This window comes from Janthinobacterium sp. BCJ23 (assembly GCF_059617945.1).
The window spans coordinates 312,519-332,520 of sequence record NZ_JCAQAW010000001.1; the positions used below are offsets into that span (position 1 = coordinate 312,519).

Here is a 20,002-nt window from a genome sequence, read left to right on the forward strand (position 1 = left end):
ACCTGCGCCGCACACGGAGACGGATGAAAAAATTCTACAGAGTCAGGCGCTGGCTGTTCGCGCCGCTGGTCTACCTGGCCGCCATCTTCCTGCTGATCGAGGAATGGCTGTGGGCGACCGGGGCCCGCATCATGCAGGTGATCGCGCAATTTCCGCCCCTGCATGCACTCGAAGCGTGGATCAAGCGCCTGCCGCCTTACTGGGCACTGGCCATCTTCGTGCTGCCGGCCGTGCTGCTGTTTCCCGTCAAGCTGCTGGCCCTGCTGGCGATCGCGCGCGGCCATGCGTTTTCCGGCATCGGCGTGATCGTCATCGCCAAGCTGGGCGGCGCGGCCGCCGTCGCGCGCCTGTACAGCCTGACGCGCCCTACCCTGTTGAGTTTGCCATGGTTTGCGCGCTGGCATGGATTGTTCATGGAAACCAAGGACCGCTGGATCGCCCGCCTGCGCGCCACGCGTCCATGGCGCCGAGTCAGCCGGCTGTCGGCCGCGCTGGGCCGCGCCCGCCGTGCCTGGTGGCAGCGCTTGCGCAAAGGTACGCCAGGACGCCATAATTCCCACCCGGCCAGGGTCCTGCGCCGCTTCGCCGCCTTCTGGCGCGCCCGCCGCTGATGAAGAAAGCCAACTCCATGCACGACACTCCCCGGCTGGCCCCCGCCATGCGCGCGGCGGCGCCGGAAATCTACCTGTACGACGCGGCCAGCTTGCAATTGCTGGACGCCAACGATGCCGCCTGCGGCAACTTGCAGTACGCACGCAAGGAATTGCTGGCGATGACACCCTTCACGCTGGCGCCGCAGCTCGATGGGCAGCAACTGGCCGCCGTGCTGGCTACCCTGGACGACAGCATCGGCGCTCAAGCCCGGCTGCACGTGCAGCAGCGCCGCCGCGACGGCAGCCTGTATTCGCTCAGCCTGCAGTTGTCGCGCGCCCACCGCCACGGCCGCGCCCTGCTGCTGGCCGAAGGCGAAGACTTGCGCACGCCGCAGGCGACGGCCGCCGCCCTGGCGCAGGTGCAGTCGCGCTTCAACGCCATCGTCTCGAATACGCCGGGCCTCGTGTACCAGTTCTGCCTGCATCCGGATGGACGGGCGTCCTTTGCCTACCTGAGCGACGGCTGCCAAGCCCTGCTGGGCCTAAGCCCGGCACTGCTGCACGCGCGCCCGGAACTATTCTATCAATTGATCCTCGCCGACGACCGCGCCTCGTATCTGGAATCGATGCAGGCCTCAAAAAACGCCTTGTGGAGCTGGAACTGGGAAGGCCGCATATGGATCGACGCCTGGAAGGACGTCAAATGGATCAACCTGCGCTCCACGCCGCGCGCGCTGGCCGACGGCACGGTGCAGTGGGAAGGCATCATGACGAACATCACGGAAAGCCGGCTCGAACAGATCGAAGTGCGCCAGTCGCGCGCCCGCCTGGCCGAGCTGACTGCGCATATCGACAAGGTCAAGGAACACGAACGCACGCGCCTGGCGCGCGAACTGCACGATGACCTGGGCGGCAACTTGACGGCCATCAAGATGGCCTTGGCCATGCTGGCGCGCCGCCTGCCGCCGGACGATCCGCAATTGCAGGAAAAGGCCGACTATGTCGACGCCCTGGTCGACCGCAGCATCGACGCCGTGCACCGCATTTCGCTGGACTTGCGCCCGTCCATGCTGGACCTGGGCCTGGTCGCCGCGCTGGACTGGCAAGTCAAGGAATTCGCGCGCCAGGCAGGCATCGAATGCCAGTTCATTTCGAACCGCCAGCACATCGACCTCGAGCTGGACCAGGCGACGAGCCTGTTCCGCATCGCCCAGGAGGCGCTGACGAATATCGCCAAGCATGCGCAGGCGAGCAAGGTCAGCGTTCGCCTGGCCCGGCAGCGCCAGCATATCAGCCTGTCGATCGCCGACAATGGCGTCGGCATGCGCCTGTCCGACCGCGCCAAGCCGCAGTCGTTCGGCATCCGCGGCATGGCAGAACGGGCCAGCGCGCTGGGCGGCACCCTGAGCCTGATGGATGGGTCGGATGGCGGCACCATCCTGAGCATAAAAATCCGGCTGACCACCGCGCGAGAGGCGATAATAGCGGCTGCAGCCAGTGCGCCAGCGCACAGCGGGCCGCCGCCAGACGCGGCCTAGTGGGTGAATCAGATAGGAAACAATGCAGTCATGAAAGAAAAAGCCACCATCCGGGTATTCATCGCCGACGATCACGCGATCGTGCGCGAAGGCTTGAAGCAAATCCTCGCCGATACCAAGGACATCATCGTGGCCGGCGAAGCCGAAAATGGCCACGACGCCATCAAGCTGTTCCGTGGCTCCAAATGCCAGGTGTTGCTGCTCGACATATCCCTGCCCGACCGCAGCGGCATCGAGGTACTCAAGCAGATCAAGAAGGAAAAGCCGGAACTGGCCGTGCTGATGCTGTCCATGCACCGCGAGGACCAATACGCCATCCGTTCGCTCAAGGCGGGCGCGGCCGGCTACCTGACGAAACAGAGCGCGCCGCGCGAGCTGGTCACGGCCATCCGCCAGGTGGCGCAGGGCTTGAAATATATCAGCGCCTCGCTGGCGCAGGAACTGGCCAACACGGTGGGCGAAGACCACGAAACGGCCTTGCACGACACCTTGTCGGACCGCGAATACCAGACCCTGGTGATGATTGCCTCGGGCAAGGCCGTGGGCGCCATCGCCGAAGAGCTCAAATTGTCCGTGAAAACCGTCAGCGAATACCGCGCCCGCTTGCTGGTCAAGATGAAACTCAAGAATAGCGCGGAACTGACACATTACGCGATCCGCAACCAGCTGGTGGATTGACGGCAAAGCGGCATGCCCGCTGGCATCGGGCGAATTGACAGGACTTCTCCTTGCTTCTCGCACAATAAGTTCTTTGCCAACTCGCATATCATGGGGATAATGAGAAATATCTGAAAAGGCTGTGCCTACATGTCCAGTAAATTGCCATCTTCACCAGCAAGCGCTCCCGCTGGCGCCACGAATACCGCCGCCGCCGCGATGAACCCGGCCGATATCGCCCGCGAAGCGTTTCGCCGCCTGGCCACGCGCCGCATCGCCCCCACGCCGAGCGCCTACCGCGATATCTACAATGAAATCGCCGGCATCAGCGAATCGGCGGACAGCCCTGCGGCGCCGGGCGCCGTGCTGGCCGCCAGCGCACCGACGGAGAGCGGCGCGGAAAACGTCCTGACGCAATTTGCCGCCAAGATGAGCGAATCGGCGGGCGAACTGGGCGACTTTGGCAAGCGTTTCCAGCGCGCACTGAAAGCGCGCGACTGGGACAGCTATGCGCGCACCCTGGCGCAGCTGGCGGAGAAACAGGTCAAGAAAGGCGGCGGCATCGAATTGCCGCCCTTGCCGGACGGCGAACAGACGCGCACCCTGCGTGAATTGCTCAGCCGCACCCTGGGCTTTGCCGTCGCCACCTTGCTGACGGGCACGCCCGCACTGGTGGAAGAGGCCGAATCGCTGGGCGCGGCCATCAAGCAGGCCCATACGGAAGAAGCGCTGAACGAAGCGGCACTGCGCCTGAAACAGCTGTGCTACCAGATCGAACTGAAAAGCGGCGACACGGCCGAGCAGCAGGAACTGCTGCTGCGCCTGTTCAAGCTGCTGCTCGATAACGTCAGCCAGTTGCTCGACGACGACAGCTGGCTGCGCGGCCAGGTCGATGCCGTGCAAAACCTGATCGCCGGCCCGCTCGACCAGCGCGCGCTGGAAGACGCCACGCGCAGCCTGAAGGAAGTCATCTACAAGCAAAGCCAGCTCAAGCACAGCCTGTCCGACGTCAAGCTGACGGTCAAGAACATGATGATGACCTTCATCGACCGCCTGGGCCAAGTGGCGGCCAGTACGGGCGACTTCCATGAAAAGATCGGCGGCTATTCGGAAAAGATCAGCCAGGCGGAAAATATCAGCGAACTGAACAGCGTTCTCGACGAAGTCCTGCGCGAAACGCGCATGGTGCAGAACGAGGCCTTGCGCGCACGCGACAAGATGGTACTGGCGCGCCAGGAAGTGCAGGATGCGGAACAGCGCATCCACACCCTGGAAGCAAAGCTCCAGCATATGAGCGAACTGGTGCGGGAAGATCAGCTGACGGGCAGCCTGAACCGCCGTGGCCTGGACGACGTGTTCGAGCGCGAGACGGCCCGCTCCGACCGCCGCGGCACGCCGCTATGCATCGCCATGCTGGACCTTGACGACTTCAAGCGCCTGAACGATACCTACGGCCACCTGGCCGGAGATGCCGCCTTGAAACACCTGGTGAAAATCGTCAAGGAAACCCTGCGCTCGATGGACGTCATCGCCCGCTTCGGCGGCGAGGAATTCCTCATCCTGCTGCCGGAAACGACGGTCGAGGCGGCCTCGTCGACGATGACGCGCTTGCAGCGCGAGCTGACCCGGCATTTCTTCTTGCACGACAACGAAAAAGTCTTGATCACCTTTTCCGCCGGCGTGGCCCTGCGCCTGCCCAACGAAGACCAGGCCGAGCTGGTCAAGCGCGCCGACCGCGCCATGTACCAAGCCAAGCAGACGGGCAAGAACCGGGTGGTGGTGGCGGAGTGAACCCATGTGGTGCGAAGCAACACACAGCACCTCAATCACTTTGCCTCGGGGCATTACCGAAAAAAAATCACTCGGCGAATTACTAAAAAATTAACCTTGATCGTTTTAATGACTTAATTGGCAATGTAACATGGTTGTGTGCTTTTTTTTAAGAAAAGGCTACACACACCAGTTATGCCAATAATTTTATTAAATCAACCTTTCAGGGCATGCCATATGAAAAGAAGTCCACTTAAGTGCATTAAAAATATATCCTCAAATACCTTATTCGCGCTCGCAATCTTCATGGCTGCAATCATGCCTGCGGTCTCCCAGGCGGCTGCCAAAGAAATTTCCATCACAAGCAGCCAGCACCTATCAACTTTTTACAATACCCGCAACGGCAACACAAACACCTTAGATAGAGGTGAAGTAGGGGCTATTTTTGGCGAAGGATATAGCCGCCTGTATGAAAAGTTCATCTTGCCAGCCTATGATCCCTCCGTCACGCTGACATCGGGGCTTTTATGGACACCGATAACTGCCCGTAGCATGGAGGTTTATCTTACCGATGGAACCTGGGTATCCTTTAATTACTATACCGCTCCGAATCCCATCGGGGGATTGGTAGCAAAGACAGCAACCAATATAAGCCAAAAAAAACCCATCGACCTGACAGAATATCTGAACAAGGCTTATAAAAATGGTACGCCTGTGGGATTCATGATGAAATCCTCTATAGAAGGACAAAACTGGACTGACTTCACCGGTTTTCCATCTGGCGCTCAAACATTGTCCCTGACATTTACCTCCGCAGTTCCCGAACCCGAAACTTATGCCATGTTACTCACAGGTTTAGGCTTGATGGGTTTCATTGTTCGACGTAAACGGAAATCGTGAACACAACAACTGGCGGATAATATGCTATCGCTTGTCGGGCACGAACGATCCGTCCGCCATATGACCTCACCAAAAAGTCCTGATCCACTTTTTCCTCGCCTATCCCGGCCCCTGCCAACGAGGACGAGGACGAGGATCCTGGCCGCCTGAGTCCGGCCGGCCTACGCCATGCCGTCCCGCTGCCCAGCTGGACGGCAACTTCATGGCGTAAACAATAACACCCCCTCCCTCCAGCATGCCGCCAGCATGCGCACCATATAAAAATAAAATTATTTTCACCCTAAAGTTTCCAAAAAGCATGTCGTCTAGCGCGCGGCATGCGACAAACTGAAGGGCTAAAAATTAAAATTTAAAGCACTTTTCGCCATAAATTTTCCCGCAGAGCAACCGTTACCCTAAACAACAGCGGCTTGATTGTCCCGGAACAGCGGGGCAGGCCAAAGTGACTAGCACATAGCGCAATGTAGTACCTGTCTGGAGAATTAACATGGCTGCAGTAATTAACACCAACATCGCTTCCCTGAACTCGCAACGCAACCTGGGCTCCTCGCAAGCATCCCTGAGCACCTCGCTGCAACGCTTGTCCTCTGGCTTGCGCATCAACAGCGCCAAGGATGATGCTGCTGGTCTGGCGATTTCCGACCGTATGACGTCGCAAATCCGCGGCATGACCCAAGCAACCCGCAATGCAAACGACGGCGTCTCGCTGGCCCAAACGGCCGAAGGTGCACTGTCGAGCTCGGGCGACATCCTGCAACGTATCCGCGAACTGGCCGTACAGTCGTCGAACTCGACCAACTCGTCGAGCGACCGCCAGGCGCTGCAAACCGAGGTGACGCAGCTGAACTCGGAACTGAACCGTATCGCCACGACCACCTCGTTCAACGGCCAGGCACTGCTCGATGGCACCATGGGTACGGCCAACTTCCAGGTCGGCGCCGATGCCAACCAGCTGATTTCCGCCAACGGCGCGAACTTCCTGACGAACACATATGGCAACAACCGCGTTGAAAACAACGCTGTTGCAGCCAAACTGACCACGACCAACGTCGTTGCAGCCAAAGATGTCACCGTCAACGGCAAGCTGGGTACCGACAAGTACACCACCGTTGCAGGCGACACCGCCAAGTCGATCGCTGCCGCATTGAATGCCAAAACGGCAAGCACCGGCGTCACCGCCACGGCAAAAACCGAAGCCAACCTGGGTTTGGGCGCGGAATCGTACTCGTTCAAATTGAACGGCGATAATTCTGCACCTGCTGATGCCGTGACTGTTTCGTTCACCGTCACCGGCGCCGCCAATCAGGCTGCCGACTTTGCCGCCGGCATCAACGCGATCAATGCACAAACCGCCAAAACGGGCATCACGGCAAGTTTTGACGCCAAAAATCCTGGCATCAAGCTGAGTAATGCCAATGGTGCCGACATCCAGGTGACGAATGGCGCCACGGCTGCTGTCAAGCTGGACGTCAAAACCTACAACTTGGATAACACGTTGTCGGCGGCTGCTGATACCAAAGGTGCAGCTGCAGTTGGTATCGCCAACGGCAGCGTGACGTTCGATTCGGACAGCAGCTTCTCCGTGACCGATGCGGGTTCCGGCCTGGGCCTGGGTGCGGCGGCCGCTGGAACCACGAATGCAGGTTCGCAGCTGAAATCGGTTGCATCGCTGGACGTCACGACGTTTGCGGGCGCGCAATTGGCCCTGAAGATCACCGATGCGGCACTGTCGACGGTCAACAGCCAACGCGCCCAGTACGGTGCTTTGCAATCGCGCTTCTCCTCGGCGATTTCGAACCTGCAATCGACGACGGAAAACCTGTCCGCATCGCGCAGCCGCATCGTCGATACCGACTTCGCAGCAGAAACGGCCAGCCTGACCCGCGGCCAGATCCTGCAACAAGCTGGTACCGCCATGCTGGCGCAAGCAAACTCGCTGCCTAACGGCGTGCTGAGCCTGCTGCGCGGCTAATCTTCGATTAGTCTCGTCACATCGCCAGACCCAGGTTCCCCTGCCGGATTTTTTCGGCAGGGGAATTTTCACTAGGAGAGCACCATGACTATAGACACGATATCAGCCGCCTCGGCCAGCCGGATCGAGAAGAGTTACACTCCGGCAGACATCGCGCCGGCGCGTGCCGCGGCATCTCGCAGCACCACTGACGCCGTGACAACGCAGCAAAATGAGCAGGAACCCAGCCGCGCCCAATTGGACCAGGCGGTATCTGAACTGAACCAGTCATCGCAAATCAAGACCCAGGGCCTGGAATTTTCCGTCGATGAGGACAGTCAGCGCACGGTCGTCATGGTGATCGACCAGGAAACCAAGGAAGTCTTGCGGCAGATCCCGACCAAGGAAGCCCTGGCGCTGGCCAAGGCCTTCGAGTCAGCCAAAGGCGCGCTCATCAGCCAAAGCGCCTGACGGATGCCATGCAAAACCGTCCGCGCTGCCATGTTTCGCCATGCATCAGCACGACACCGGGGTCCGCCAGCCAGCCTGCCGGCCCCCGTATTCTTATTACCACAAGAGCAACCCTTTACGCACACCAGGCCGCTTTTTTCCCCGAAATGAAAACAGCGCGGTAAATCCCCCTCTCAAGTCCTGATTGATTCTGCCGATAACAGCTTATATTAGTGTTTTCCTAGGAGCATGCAGTGGCCATCACACCAACCTTATCCTCTCCGGGCATCGGCAATAGCATGCTGGACGTCAATGCCATCATCGAGAAGCTGATGACGGCTGAGTCGGCGCCGCTGAATCTCTACGACAAGAAAACGGCTTCCTACCAGGCCAAGCTCAGCGCCCTGGGTACACTGGGCGGTTCGATCAGCACCTTCCAGAGCTCGCTGTCGTCACTGACCAACTCGAACAATTTTCGCGCCGTCAGCGCCACGCCATCGGATCCGCTGGTGCTGTCCGCCAGCGCTGGCGCCAAGGCCGTGGCCGGCACTTACAATATCAATGTCTCGCAGCTGGCGCAGGCGCAGACCCTGACGTCAGGTGGCATGGCCAGCAAGCTGTCGACCATCGGCCTGGGCGCCAAGACGACGATTTCCTTCCAGCTCGGCTCGGCAAGCGGCGGCACCTTTGGCACCAAAGGCACGGCCCTGAGCGGCAGCACACTGCTGAACGGCGTGAGCAACGGTTCGCTGAGCCTCAACGGCACGGCCATCCCGACGGACGCCAGCACGAAAAGCGCACGCGCGCTGGCCGATGCCATCAATGCCAAGAGCAGCACCACGGGCGTCACGGCGACAGCCCAGCCAGCAAGCAGTGATGCCGCCATGTTCGGCACGTATGGCAATGTCGCCACCAGCGGCGCGGGCAGCAGCTATTCCCTGTCCGTTGGCGGCATTGAAATCGTCTCGCAAGGCGAGAACGTGGCCGCCGGCGCCGGTATCACCGCCGCCAGCCTCGATGCGAAGCTGGAAGGGCCGAATGCCGTCTCGAATGCGCTGGCCGCAGCCAATATCACGGTCACGGGCAAGGCTGCCGATGGCACCTTGCAATTTACGCGCGCCGATGGCTCCAACATCAATATTGAAGAGGTCGTCACGGGTGGCGTCAGCGGTGGCATCGGCAAGGCAGCGGGCGCAAGCAACGATGGCTCGAATGTGACAATTGCCAGCGCCATCACCCTGACATCGGGCAATGCCAGCCCCATCATCATCGCTGGCAGCAATCCGGCCGCGGCCGGCCTGACGGCGGGCACCGTCGGCAGCTACATGGGTGCCGGCTTTACCCAGGATGCGACGCAGGCAACGGGGTCGGTCGTCATTGATTCGACAAACAATACCTTGCAAGGCATCCGCGACGCCATCAACAACGCCGGTCTGGGCGTCACGGCCAGCATCGTTTCCGACGGCACGGATAAACCGTTCCACCTGGTGCTCAGCTCAAGCAAGACGGGCGCCAATTCGGCCATGAAAATCTCGCTGAGCGGCAGTGACGGCCAGCCTGCGGACAGTGCCCTGGAATCCTTGCTGGCCTACGACGTTGGCGGCGCGCAGAATCTGAAGCAGAACAGCGCGGCACAGAACACCATGTTCAGTGTTAACGGCATTCCCATCACCAGCAGCTCGAACAGCGTCGATACGGCAATCGAAGGCATTACCCTGAACATCGCCAAGGTCGGCAGCAGCAGCCTGTCCGTTGCCAAAGACACCACCACCGTCAAGACCAGCATCAACTCCTTCGTCAAGGCATACAACGAACTGAACACGGCGATCGGTAAAATGACGGCGTACAATCCCGACACCAAGACTGGCGGCGTGCTGCTGGGCGACTCGACCGTGCAATCGATCCAGAGCCAGCTGCGCCGACAGCTGGGCGCGCCGATCACCGGCTTGAACAGCACTATGAGTACCCTCAGCCAGGTGGGTATTTCTTTCCAGAAAGACGGCAGCCTGGCGCTGGATTCCAGCAAACTCGACAAGGCCATCAGTGCCAATTTCAGCGATATCGCTGGCCTGTTCTCGGCCATCGGCAAGACCAGCGACAGCAACGTCTCCTTTACCAGCTCGACGGCGGCAACCAAGCCCGGCACGTATGAACTGAGCATCACCACCATGGCCAGCCAGGGTTCGCTCACCTCGACCGGCGTGCTGGGCGCCAGCACGACCATCGCCAGCGATACCACCTGGAACGTGACCCTGAACGATACGGATCCTTCATCCGCCAAGAACACGGCCCAGGTGACGATACCGGCCGGCACCTACACACCGACCCAGCTGGCGGCGCTGGTGCAATCGTCGATCAATGGCGTGAAAGCCTTCTCGGACAATGGCGCCACCGTGTCCGCCTCGATCGATGGCACGGGCAAGCTGGTGCTGGCCTCGAGCCGCTATGGTTCCGTGTCGAACCTGGCCCTGAGCAACGGCACGGGAACCACCATTGAAACCTTGTTTGGCACGGCCAAGCCCGTCAAGGGCGCCGACGTGGCTGGCACCCTGGGCGGACAACCGGTCATCGGCTCCGGTCAGACGCTGACGGGCGCGCCCGGTTCGTCGTCGGAAGGCTTGAAAATCGAGGTAACTGGCGGCACGATCGGCCCGCGCGGCACCGTCAGCTTCTCGCAAGGCTATGCCTACCAGCTGAACAATCTGGCCACCTCCTTCCTGGGGACGGACGGCATGATCACCGGCCGCACGAATGGCATCAACGAAACCCTGAAATCGGTGGCGGCGCAGCGCGACAAGTTCAGCGAAAAACTGACCGCCATCGAAGCGCGCTATCGCGCCCAGTTCTCGCGCCTCGACGTGTCGCTGAGTGCCATGCAGACCACGCAGACCTATCTGACCCAGCAGCTGGCCGCCATCGCCGCCAACCGTTAAGCGCTATCATCAGGAGAATTACATGTTTGGAACCCAACAACGCGGCGTCAACGCCTATGCCAAGGTCGGCCTGGAGACGGGCATCGTCTCGGCCTCGCCGCACAAGCTGATCGTGATGCTGTACGACGGCGCCCTGGTGGCAGTGCTCAGCGCACAGATGCACATGAAATCGGGCAATGTGCCGGAAAAAGGCAAGTCCATCTCGAAAGCCATCCAGATCATCGACAATGGCTTGCGCGCCAGCCTGGACAAGGACGCTGGCGGCCAAATCGCCGAAGGCCTCGACGCCCTGTACGAATACATGAGCGCGCGCCTGCTGATGGCCAACCTGAAAAACGACATCAGCCTGTTGGAAGAAGTGCAGCGCCTGCTGACCGACCTGCGCGAAACCTGGAACGCCATCGGCGCCACGCCGGCCGCCATTCCCGGCGCCGATTTGAAACGTATGCCCAGCCTTGCGAGCGCCTGACCCATGATGACCAATCAAGAAGTATTGACCACCTACGAAGCCATGCAGACCCTGACGGGCCGGATGGTGACCGCCGCCAGCAATGCCGACTGGGACGAGCTCGAAGCGCTGGAACAGCAAGTGAGCGCGCATGTGGCTGCGCTGAAGGCGAATGAAGAAAAAGTCGTGCTGGAAAGCGCCGGCCGCCAGCGCAAGGTCGCCCTGATCAAACAGATCCTCGAAGACGACCGCAAGATCCGCGATTTGACCATGCCGTGGATGGCCCACTTGTCCAAGCTGATCAACAGCACCGGCACCGAGCGGCGCCTGGCCAACGCCTACGGCGTCTAAACGCCCACGGGGCAAGGTCAGCTATCATGTTGCCGAAGATGGATGCGATCGGCATGACGCCCCTGACCCCGGTCAAGGGCACGCGAGCGGCCGACAGCGTCGCCGACCCGCGCCAGGCCGAATTCCAGCGCTCGCTGCAGGGACTGATCGGCAAATCCATGCAGGGACAGGTGCTGGCCCGCATGGGCGACGGCAGCTTCCTTGTGCGCGTGGCCGGCACGCCGGCCCGCATGCAGCTGCCCGCCGGCGCCCAACCGGGCACGGAAATCCCGCTGACCCTGATCGGCATCAATCCCCGCCCCTCTTTTCAAATCGGCAATAACCACGACCAGCCCGCCAGCGCCCTGCTGACGTATGCGGACGCGGAAGCCGAGCCGGAAGCAGCCGACCTGCGCGGCCCCCAGGCCGGTGCCGCCCAGGCGGGCACGCGCACCAGCAGCACGGCCGCCACCCTGCTCAGCCGTGCACCCCTGACACCCGCCAATCTGCTGCCCGCCCTGGCCGGCGACACGCCCGCGCCAGAGCTGAGCACCACCGCGCGCGCCATCAGCACGGTGCTCAGCCAGGCCGAAAGCGTGCCCGGCGCACCCCTGTCGCTGGTCGGCAAGACGCCGCTGATGGCCACGCCCGGCGCCGCTCCGGCCCAGGTGGCCCAGAACCTGCGCGATGCCGTCGGCAGCAGCGGCCTGTTCTATGAATCGCATGTGGCCGAATGGGCCGAAGGCAAGCGGCCGCTGGCCTCGCTGCTGCTGGAGCCGCAAATGCAGAAGGCGGCACAGGGCGACATGGCCAGAACGGGCACCGACCTCGCTTCGGCGCAACTGATCAATTTGCAGCTGCATACGCACGAACAGGCACGCGTGCAGTGGCAGGGCGAAGCCTGGCCCGGCCAGAAGATGCAGTGGGATATCAGCAAGGATGCGCCGGAAGGGCAGCAGCACGAAGGACGCGATGGCGACGAGGAAGCGACGGCCTGGCGCAGCAATGTGCGCTTCCAGTTCCCCCTGCTAGGCGACCTGGCCGCGCATGTGGTCCTGCAGGGCGGCCGCGTATCCATCCAGTTGCAGGCAGGCAGCGAAGGCAGCGCCGACACCTTGCGCCAGCATGCGGCGCGGCTGGAAGCGTCGCTCGATGCGGCCGGCTGGCCATTGTCGTCGCTGACGATCGCCGGCAAGCCGGAGGCGGCGGCTGGAGAAGACGATGCTTGACGACAGCAGACGCAAGGTGCCGCAGACGGCCGTCGCGCTGGCCTATCAGAGCGGCACGCCGGCGCCCAAGGTGGTGGCCAAGGGCAGCGGCCTGATCGCGGACCAGATCATCAGCACGGCGCGCGAACACGGCGTCTTCGTGCATGAATCGAAGGAATTGGTGGCGCTGCTGATGGATGTCGACCTGGACCGCCAGATTCCGCCCGGCCTGTATCGGGCGATTGCGGAACTGCTGGCCTGGTTATATCATATTGAATCTGCGAATGGCGGGCCGATCCCGCCGCCGCCCGACACCAGCGTCAACCTCACCGATACATAGACAGGCATCAATGCAAGCACATATTATGGATTCCGGTCTCGAAAACTGGCATGATTTTGAAGTGGAATCGCGGCGGGAAATCATCGCCTTGCTGCGCGGCATCAGCGAAAAAAACCAGCTGATCCGCATGCTGATCCACGGTGAATCCGATGTGTGCGTCACGTCCATCCTGGAAGTCGATGCCGACCATAACACCGTCATCCTCGACCGTTCCGTGAACGCCGACCAGAACCGGCGCATGCTGGCCGCCACGGGCATTTCGTTTGAAACCTCGCTCGACAAGATCCGCATCCTGTTTGCCAGCGCCCAGGTGGAAGAGTGTAATTACGGCGGCACGCCCGCCTTGAAAATTGCCATTCCAGAAACACTGATCCGTTTGCAGCGGCGCGAGTACTACCGCATGACGACGCCCGTGAGCAATCCCGTGCGCGTCTCGATTCCCCTGCCACCCTCGCTGGGCGGCGCCGATACCCTGTTCCCGCTGGCCGACATCAGCTGCGGCGGCATCGCCATCCTCGACAATAAACTGATGCTGGGCGAGACCATCGGCAGGGACTATCCGGGCTGCCGCATCGACTTGCCCGACGTCGGCATCGTCACCGCGACTTTGCAAATTCGCAATTCGCTGGACATGACCCTGCTGAACAACAAACTGAACCGCCGCCTCGGCTGCCAGTTCGTCGACCTGCCGCGCAGCATGCTGGCGCACGTGCAGCGCTACATCACGCGACTGGAGCGCGAGCGCAATGCGCGCATGGCTGGATTGGGGTAAGGCAGAATTGAAGGCCACCAAACGTCCCGCCAAAGCGTAGCGAGCGGCGATGATTTGCGGCCGAGACGCGCAGCTGTACTGAAGTACAGCGAGCATCGCAGGCCGCAAAGGGCGCCGCGCAATAGCTTTGGTGCGACGTTTATACCTGCATGTTCATGATCTCGTGATACGCAGAAACCAACTTGTTTCTCACCTGCACTGTCGCCTGGAATTCGATGCTCGACTTTTGCATCGCTACCATCACGTCCGACAGGCTGACCTTTTCGTCGCCCATGGTAAAGCGCTGGCCCAGCGCCGACGAAGCCTTTTGCGCGCCGCTCACGGAGTCGAGCGCGCTCTTGAAGGCATCGGCAAAATTCACCTTCGCCGCCGGCATCTCGGTCTGGATCGCCGGTATTTTCGCCTCCGGCCGCGTGGCCGCCGACTTCAGTTGCGCGATCATCGCCTCGATCCTGCTGCTATCGATACCGCCTGTTTTCACTTTGCCTCCCGATTCTGGTCTGCTTCATATCTGTTCCATGCCTGTTGCACCCAGAGAACAAAACCCTGGCTTGCAAGGCAACGACGGGTACAATAACTTCCGTCACATGTTGCCAGGGTTCCACAATACCAGCGCCAACGCCAGCCGCTCGGCCGAGCAGGCGGCAAAAGCGCCTTCTATTTGGACGATTGAAGCGCGTGACAGTGGCGGATAATTCTGCATATCGCCCCCTCCTCCAGTGGAAGCGGCCCCCACTCAATACCAAACATACGCGCCCCGGAAGGCAATCATGGCTGTAGCCGAAGAAATCGATGTGAACCGCATACCGCCGGAACCGGCGCCTGCCCGCTCGCCCGTGGAGTCCGTGCAAGCGTTCGCCAAGACGCCGATGGGCAAGAATTTCCTGCGCGGCCTGGGCGTGGCGGCACTGATCGCCATCGGCGTGGCCCTGTACATGTGGAACCAGCCGCCTGAATACAAAGTCCTGTTCTCGAACTACACGGACCGCGACGGCGGCGCCATCACCGCTTCGCTGGACCAGCTGGGCATCAAGCACAAGTTTTCCGAAGGCGGCGGCGCCATTCTCGTGCCATCCGAACAAGTCCACGACGCGCGCCTGAAACTGGCGGCGCAAGGCTTGCCGAAGGGCGGCAACGTGGGCTTCGAGCTGATGGAAAACCAGAAGCTGGGTGTCTCGCAATTCCTGGAGCAGGTCAATTTCCAGCGCGCACTGGAAGGCGAACTGGCCAAATCGATCGAATCCGTCTCCGCCGTCGACACGGCGCGTGTCCACCTGGCCCTGCCGAAACCGTCCGTCTTCGTGCGCGAACAGCAAAAACCGACGGCTTCCGTGTTGCTGAACCTGCATCCGGGCCGCGGCCTCGATCAGCTGCAGGTGAGCGCCATCGTCCACCTGGTGGCGTCCAGCGTACCGGAATTGCTGCCGATCAATGTCACCGTGGTCGACCAGGCCGGCACCTTGCTGTCGAACCAGGAAAAGGACAAGGACCGCGCCAACGGCATCAAGAGCCTGGACCCGAACCAGCTGAAGTACGTGCAGCAGTTGCAGCAAAGCGTGATCAAGCAGGTCGAATCGATCTTGCTGCCCATCGTCGGCGAAGGCAATGTGCGCGCCGAAGCGACGGCCGATGTCGATTTCTCGCAAAGCGAGCAGGCGGCCGAAACCTACAAGCCGAATTCGCCGCCGGAAGCGTCCACCATCCGCAGCCAGCAAACGAGCGAGTCGACGGGCGCCGGCAATGCCAACCCATCCGGCGTGCCGGGTGCGCTGTCGAACCAGCCGCCTGGCGTGGCGACGGCGCCATTGACGGCCGAGGCGCCAGGCGCCCCGGGCGGCGCGCCGACGGCGCCGACACAGAAGGAATCGACGACGAATTATGAAGTCGACAAGACCGTGCGCTACGAGCAGAAGTCCATGGGCGGCTTGCGCCGCCTGTCGGTGGCCGTCGTCGTCAACTATCGCCGTACTTTCGACAAGGATGGCAAGGTCACGGTCAAGCCGATTTCCCCTGCCGAAATGGTCCAGATCAATAATCTGGTCAAGGAAGCGATGGGCTACAACAAGGAGCGCGGCGACAGCTTCAGCGTGGCCAACTCGCCGTTCGACGGCATCGACCGTGCGCCGGAAGGCAAGCTCGAGTGGTGGCGCGACCCGGCCAACTTGCCGCTGGCCAAGGAATTGGCGAAATTCCTCATCACGGCCCTGATCCTGCTGTATATCTTCATCAAGATCGTGCGCCCGATGCTGCGCCCCGTGATGCGCAAGATCGACGATTTCGGCGCACCGCCGCCCGTCATCGAGCCGGAACTGGAGAAGACGGACGAAGAAAACGAAGTCCTGCTCAGCGAAGCGGAACTGGAAGAACTGGAAGAAGACACTGCCCGCGGTTATCGCGAAAACCTGGCGATGGCCAGAAAACTGGCGCAGGAAGACCCGCGCGTGGTGGCCAACGTGATCAAAGCATGGATAGGCAATAATGACTGAGACAACGGGACTGCAAAAAGCATCGATCCTGATGCTGGCACTGGGCGAAAGCGAAGCGGCCGAAGTGATGAAATTCCTCGGCCCGCGCGAAGTGCTGAAACTGGGCGCCGCCATGGCCACCATGAAGGGTATCGCGCACGAGCAGGTGGTCGAGGTGCTCGGCGACTTCCGCGCGCAGACGGAACTCAATTCCACGGTCGGCCTCGATTCGGACGAATATATCCGCCAGGTGCTGACCAAGGCGCTGGGCGACGACAAGGCGTCCGTGCTGCTGTCGCGCATCCTGGGCGGCAAGGATGCGTCCGGCATCGAATCGCTGAAATGGATGGATTCGCAATCCGTGTCCGAGCTGATCCGCAACGAACACCCGCAGATCATCGCCACCATCCTCGTCCACCTGGAACGCGACCAGGCTTGCGAAATCCTCGGCCATTTCACGGACCGTTTGCGCAACGACGTGGTGCTGCGCATCGCCACCCTGGACGGCGTGCAGCCGGCCGCCTTGCGCGAACTCAACGACGTACTGACGAAACTGCTGTCGGGTAACGAGAACATCAAGAAATCGTCGCTGGGCGGCGTGCGCGCGGCGGCCGAGATCCTGAACTTCATGAGCGGCGAGCAAGAAGGCTCCGTCATGGACAACATCAAGAACTACGACAACGACATGGCGCAAAAGATCATGGACGAAATGTTCGTGTTCGACAACGTGATCGACATCGACGATCGCGGCATCCAGTTGCTGCTGCGCGAAGTACAGTCGGAAATGCTGATCATCGCCCTGAAAGGCGCCTCGCAGGAGCTGCGCGACAAGATCTTCAAGAACATGTCGCAGCGCGCCGGCGAGATGATGCGCGAAGACCTCGAGTCGAAAGGCCCCGTGCGCCTGTCGGAAGTGGAATCGCAGCAGAAACAGATCCTGCAGATCGTGCGCCGTCTGGCGGACGAAGGGCAGATTGTCCTAGGCGGAAAAGGCGAGGATTCGTTTGTCTAATTTGATTCCCAAAGAGCAGCAAACCGCCTACCAGCGCTGGGAAATGACCTCGTTTGGCGACGAGCGTCCCAGCGTGGTGGCGGCGCGCAAGCTGCTGGAACCGGACCCCGAGCCCGAGCTAGACCCGTTTGCCGAACTGCACGAGGAAGAGCTGGCCCCGCCGCTCGAATACCCGACGCAGGAAGAACTCGACGCCATCCGCGAGGAAGCGCGCGCCACGGCCTTCGAGGAAGGCCGCGCGGCCGGCTATGCGGAAGGCCATGCGGCCGGACATGCCGATGGCCATGCCGAATCGTATGCGCAAGGCAAGGCGGCCTCCGCCGTGGAATTGGCGCACCTGCAAACCATCGCCGTCGACTTCGGCACGGCCGTGCACCAGGCAGACGAACTGATCGCCAACGACGTGATGGAACTGGCCCTGCAGCTGGCCAAGGGCATGCTGAAAACTGCCTTGCCCGTGCGCCCCGAACTGATGCTGCCCGTGGTGCGCGAAGCCATTGAATACTTGCCAGTGCTGCAACAACCGGCCTTGCTGATGCTCAATCCGGAAGACGCGCAAGTGGTGCGCGACGGCATCGGCGATGAGCTCGACAAGGGCGGCTGGCGTGTCATCGAAGACCCCAGCGTGGAACGCGGCGGTTGCAAGATCGACACGGCTAGCAACCAGATCGACGCGCAGACGTCCACCCGCTGGCACCGCCTGACGCATGCGCTGGGCAAAGACCTGGACTGGCTGGCGCCGTGAGCGAGCCCGTCAAAGGCCCCACTGCCCATGCGGCGCGCTGGCGCGCCTACCTGAGCGACTGTTCGGCCGTCGTCGGCTTTGTCGAACCGATGCAAATTTCAGGCCGGGTCACGCGCGTGGCCGGTCTCGTGATGGAAGCCGTGGGCTTGCGCCTGGCCGTCGGCGCCGCCTGTACCGTGCCGCTGCCAAATGGCGGCCGGGTCGAGGCGGAAGTGGTGGGCTTTGAAGGCGAGCGCCTGTTTCTGATGCCGCAAAGCGACGTCGAGGGCATCGTGCCCGGCACGCGCGTGTTTTCCGTCGAACCGGCCATCCCCCGCCCCGGCAGCGTGGCGCACCCGCGCCGCCGCCCCAGCGACCGCGCGCGCCACTTGCCTGTGGGGCCGCAACTGCTGGGCCGCGTGCTCGATGGCGCGGGACGGCCGCTCGACCAGCTCGGTCCCCTGCACACGGTCGACAGCGCCCCCATCAATGTACGCCCCGCCAATCCGCTGGGCCGCGCGCCCATCGTCGACACCTTGGACGTGGGCGTGCGCTCGATCAACGCCATGCTAACTGTGGGCCGCGGCCAGCGCATGGGCCTGTTCGCCGGTTCCGGCGTCGGTAAAAGCGTGCTGCTTGGCATGATGGCCCGCTACACGGAAGCCGACGTGATCGTCGTCGGCCTGATCGGCGAACGGGGCCGCGAGGTGAAGGAATTCATCGAGCAAATCCTGGGCGCCGAAGGCCTGGCCCGCTCCGTCGTCGTGGCCGCGCCGGCCGACACGCCGCCGCTGATGCGCCTGCAAGGCGCCGCGTATGCGACGGCCATTGCCGAGTATTTCCGCGACCAGGGGCAGAACGTGCTGTTGATCATGGATTCGCTGACCCGCTACGCCATGGCGCAGCGCGAAATCGCCCTGGCCATCGGCGAACCGCCCGCCACCAAGGGCTATCCGCCGTCCGTCTTCGCCAAGCTGCCCGTGCTGGTGGAGCGGGCCGGCAATGGCGAGGAAGGCGGCGGCTCGATCACGGCCTTCTACACCGTGCTGACCGAAGGCGACGACCAGCAGGATCCGATCGCCGACTCGGCGCGCGCCATCCTGGACGGCCATATCGTGCTGAACCGCCGCCTGGCCGAGGCGGGCCATTATCCGGCCATTGACATCGAGCAATCGATCTCGCGCGCCGCCCACTCGATCACCACGCACGAGCACCAGCAGCAGGCACGCAAGCTGAAACAGCTGTATTCGCGCTATGAGCGCAGCCGCGACCTGATCAGCGTGGGCGCCTACAGCGCCGGCACCGACCCCGTGCTGGACCAGGCCATCGCCCTGCATGAAAAGATTGAAGCGTTTTTGCAACAGCAAATCACGGAGCGGGTCAGCATGGACGAGAGCTTGGGGCAACTTACCGCTCTATTCGACTGATTAGGACTTGCATAGCGGGAATATAATCAGCCATGGCTTCTCCTTCCCAACTTGCGACCCTGATCGACCTCGCCCAGCGCGAAACGGACGACTGCGCCAAGCGCCTGGGCGCGGCCCTGAAAGCGCTCGACGATTGCCGCCAGAAGCTCGACATGCTGTCCGGCTACCGCGACGACTATGCCCAGCGCTTCGAGGCGAGCATGAGCAGCGGCATCACGCCGATGGCTTACCGCAATTTCCAGGCTTTCATGGGCAAGCTCGACAGCGCCATCATGGGCCAGCAGCAAGTGGTCGAGCATGCGCAAGCGCGCAGCGACAATGAAAAGATGCGCTGGCAGCTGGCCGAACGCAAGCGCATGTCGTACACCACCCTGAACAACCGGGCGCAGGAACAGGCGCTGAAGCTGGAAAACAAGCGCGACCAGAAAGCAATGGATGAGCACGCGGCGCGACAAGCCTATTACAAACGCTAAGCAACACTAAG

At 61.8% G+C, this 20,002-nt stretch carries 19 protein-coding genes; 18 read left to right on the forward strand and 1 reads right to left on the reverse strand.

All coding sequences use genetic code 11. The features are described 5' to 3' along the window. Positions 1 to 23: 23 nt before the first annotated feature. The 13 genes from AC54AG_RS01360 (at position 24) to AC54AG_RS01420 (ending at position 13,890) form a co-directional block, all read left to right on the forward strand. The gene (locus tag AC54AG_RS01360; RefSeq protein WP_331778423.1) at positions 24 to 611 is read left to right on the forward strand and encodes a hypothetical protein; all 588 of its coding nucleotides are present in this window, start codon (positions 24 to 26) and stop codon (positions 609 to 611) included. A gap of 17 nt (positions 612 to 628) precedes the next feature. After that, on the forward strand, positions 629 to 2,131 hold the full coding sequence (locus AC54AG_RS01365; protein ID WP_331778424.1) for a sensor histidine kinase: 1,503 nt from the start codon (positions 629 to 631) through the stop codon (positions 2,129 to 2,131). A gap of 30 nt (positions 2,132 to 2,161) precedes the next feature. After that, on the forward strand, positions 2,162 to 2,809 hold the full coding sequence (locus tag AC54AG_RS01370; protein WP_034753998.1) for a response regulator: 648 nt from the start codon (positions 2,162 to 2,164) through the stop codon (positions 2,807 to 2,809). Positions 2,810 to 3,007: 198 nt separating this feature from the next. Then, positions 3,008 to 4,579: a diguanylate cyclase gene (locus AC54AG_RS01375; protein WP_034754000.1), complete on the forward strand. Its 1,572-nt coding sequence runs from the start codon at positions 3,008 to 3,010 to the stop codon at positions 4,577 to 4,579. Between the two features lie 285 nt (positions 4,580 to 4,864). Further along, the gene (locus tag AC54AG_RS01380) at positions 4,865 to 5,458 is read left to right on the forward strand and encodes a PEP-CTERM sorting domain-containing protein (RefSeq protein WP_331778425.1); all 594 of its coding nucleotides are present in this window, start codon (positions 4,865 to 4,867) and stop codon (positions 5,456 to 5,458) included. A gap of 487 nt (positions 5,459 to 5,945) precedes the next feature. Then, a complete protein-coding gene (locus AC54AG_RS01385; RefSeq protein ID WP_072455362.1) occupies positions 5,946 to 7,430 on the forward strand; it encodes a flagellin N-terminal helical domain-containing protein in 1,485 nt (494 codons plus the stop codon). 84 nt (positions 7,431 to 7,514) lie between these two features. Further along, positions 7,515 to 7,880 carry a flagellar protein FlaG gene (locus AC54AG_RS01390; RefSeq protein ID WP_070303638.1) on the forward strand — a complete coding sequence of 122 codons (366 nt, stop codon included), beginning with the start codon at positions 7,515 to 7,517 and terminating at the stop codon, positions 7,878 to 7,880. A gap of 233 nt (positions 7,881 to 8,113) precedes the next feature. Next, on the forward strand, positions 8,114 to 10,792 hold the full coding sequence (gene fliD / locus AC54AG_RS01395) for a flagellar filament capping protein FliD (protein WP_496629326.1): 2,679 nt from the start codon (positions 8,114 to 8,116) through the stop codon (positions 10,790 to 10,792). A 22-nt stretch (positions 10,793 to 10,814) separates the two neighbouring features. Next, entirely contained in the window at positions 10,815 to 11,261 is a 447-nt protein-coding gene (gene fliS, locus AC54AG_RS01400) for a flagellar export chaperone FliS (RefSeq protein ID WP_034754008.1), read from the forward strand. A gap of 3 nt (positions 11,262 to 11,264) precedes the next feature. Next, entirely contained in the window at positions 11,265 to 11,591 is a 327-nt protein-coding gene (locus AC54AG_RS01405; RefSeq protein WP_070303636.1) for a flagellar protein FliT, read from the forward strand. A 26-nt stretch (positions 11,592 to 11,617) separates the two neighbouring features. Beyond that, complete coding sequence (fliK, locus tag AC54AG_RS01410; RefSeq protein WP_496629327.1) at positions 11,618 to 12,799, forward strand: flagellar hook-length control protein FliK; 1,182 nt, start codon at positions 11,618 to 11,620, stop codon at positions 12,797 to 12,799. Next, positions 12,792 to 13,118: an EscU/YscU/HrcU family type III secretion system export apparatus switch protein gene (locus tag AC54AG_RS01415; protein ID WP_034754014.1), complete on the forward strand. Its 327-nt coding sequence runs from the start codon at positions 12,792 to 12,794 to the stop codon at positions 13,116 to 13,118. The genes fliK and AC54AG_RS01415 overlap by 8 nt, the downstream gene beginning before the upstream one ends. A gap of 25 nt (positions 13,119 to 13,143) precedes the next feature. Beyond that, positions 13,144 to 13,890 (forward strand): flagellar brake protein, encoded by a 747-nt coding sequence (locus tag AC54AG_RS01420; RefSeq protein ID WP_080698661.1) that lies wholly within the window; start codon positions 13,144 to 13,146, stop codon positions 13,888 to 13,890. 139 nt (positions 13,891 to 14,029) lie between these two features. Here AC54AG_RS01420 and fliE read toward each other — a convergent pair whose 3' ends face one another. Beyond that, the gene (gene fliE / locus AC54AG_RS01425) at positions 14,030 to 14,332 is read right to left on the reverse strand and encodes a flagellar hook-basal body complex protein FliE (protein WP_254798560.1); all 303 of its coding nucleotides are present in this window, start codon (positions 14,330 to 14,332) and stop codon (positions 14,030 to 14,032) included. A 328-nt stretch (positions 14,333 to 14,660) separates the two neighbouring features. Between fliE and fliF the strand changes: the two genes are divergently transcribed. From fliF to fliJ, 5 genes are all read left to right on the forward strand, one after another. Beyond that, positions 14,661 to 16,376, forward strand: coding sequence for a flagellar basal-body MS-ring/collar protein FliF (fliF, locus tag AC54AG_RS01430; protein ID WP_034754020.1), 1,716 nt, complete (start codon positions 14,661 to 14,663; stop codon positions 16,374 to 16,376). Further along, positions 16,369 to 17,367, forward strand: coding sequence for a flagellar motor switch protein FliG (fliG, locus tag AC54AG_RS01435; protein WP_034754023.1), 999 nt, complete (start codon positions 16,369 to 16,371; stop codon positions 17,365 to 17,367). The genes fliF and fliG overlap by 8 nt, the downstream gene beginning before the upstream one ends. A 43-nt stretch (positions 17,368 to 17,410) precedes the next feature. Continuing rightward, positions 17,411 to 18,112 (forward strand): flagellar assembly protein FliH, encoded by a 702-nt coding sequence (locus tag AC54AG_RS01440; protein ID WP_496629712.1) that lies wholly within the window; start codon positions 17,411 to 17,413, stop codon positions 18,110 to 18,112. A gap of 89 nt (positions 18,113 to 18,201) precedes the next feature. Beyond that, positions 18,202 to 19,518 carry a flagellar protein export ATPase FliI gene (gene fliI, locus AC54AG_RS01445; protein WP_235194273.1) on the forward strand — a complete coding sequence of 439 codons (1,317 nt, stop codon included), beginning with the start codon at positions 18,202 to 18,204 and terminating at the stop codon, positions 19,516 to 19,518. A gap of 32 nt (positions 19,519 to 19,550) precedes the next feature. Further along, positions 19,551 to 19,991 (forward strand): flagellar export protein FliJ, encoded by a 441-nt coding sequence (gene fliJ / locus AC54AG_RS01450; protein ID WP_034754030.1) that lies wholly within the window; start codon positions 19,551 to 19,553, stop codon positions 19,989 to 19,991. The last annotated feature ends 11 nt before the right edge of the window (positions 19,992 to 20,002 follow it).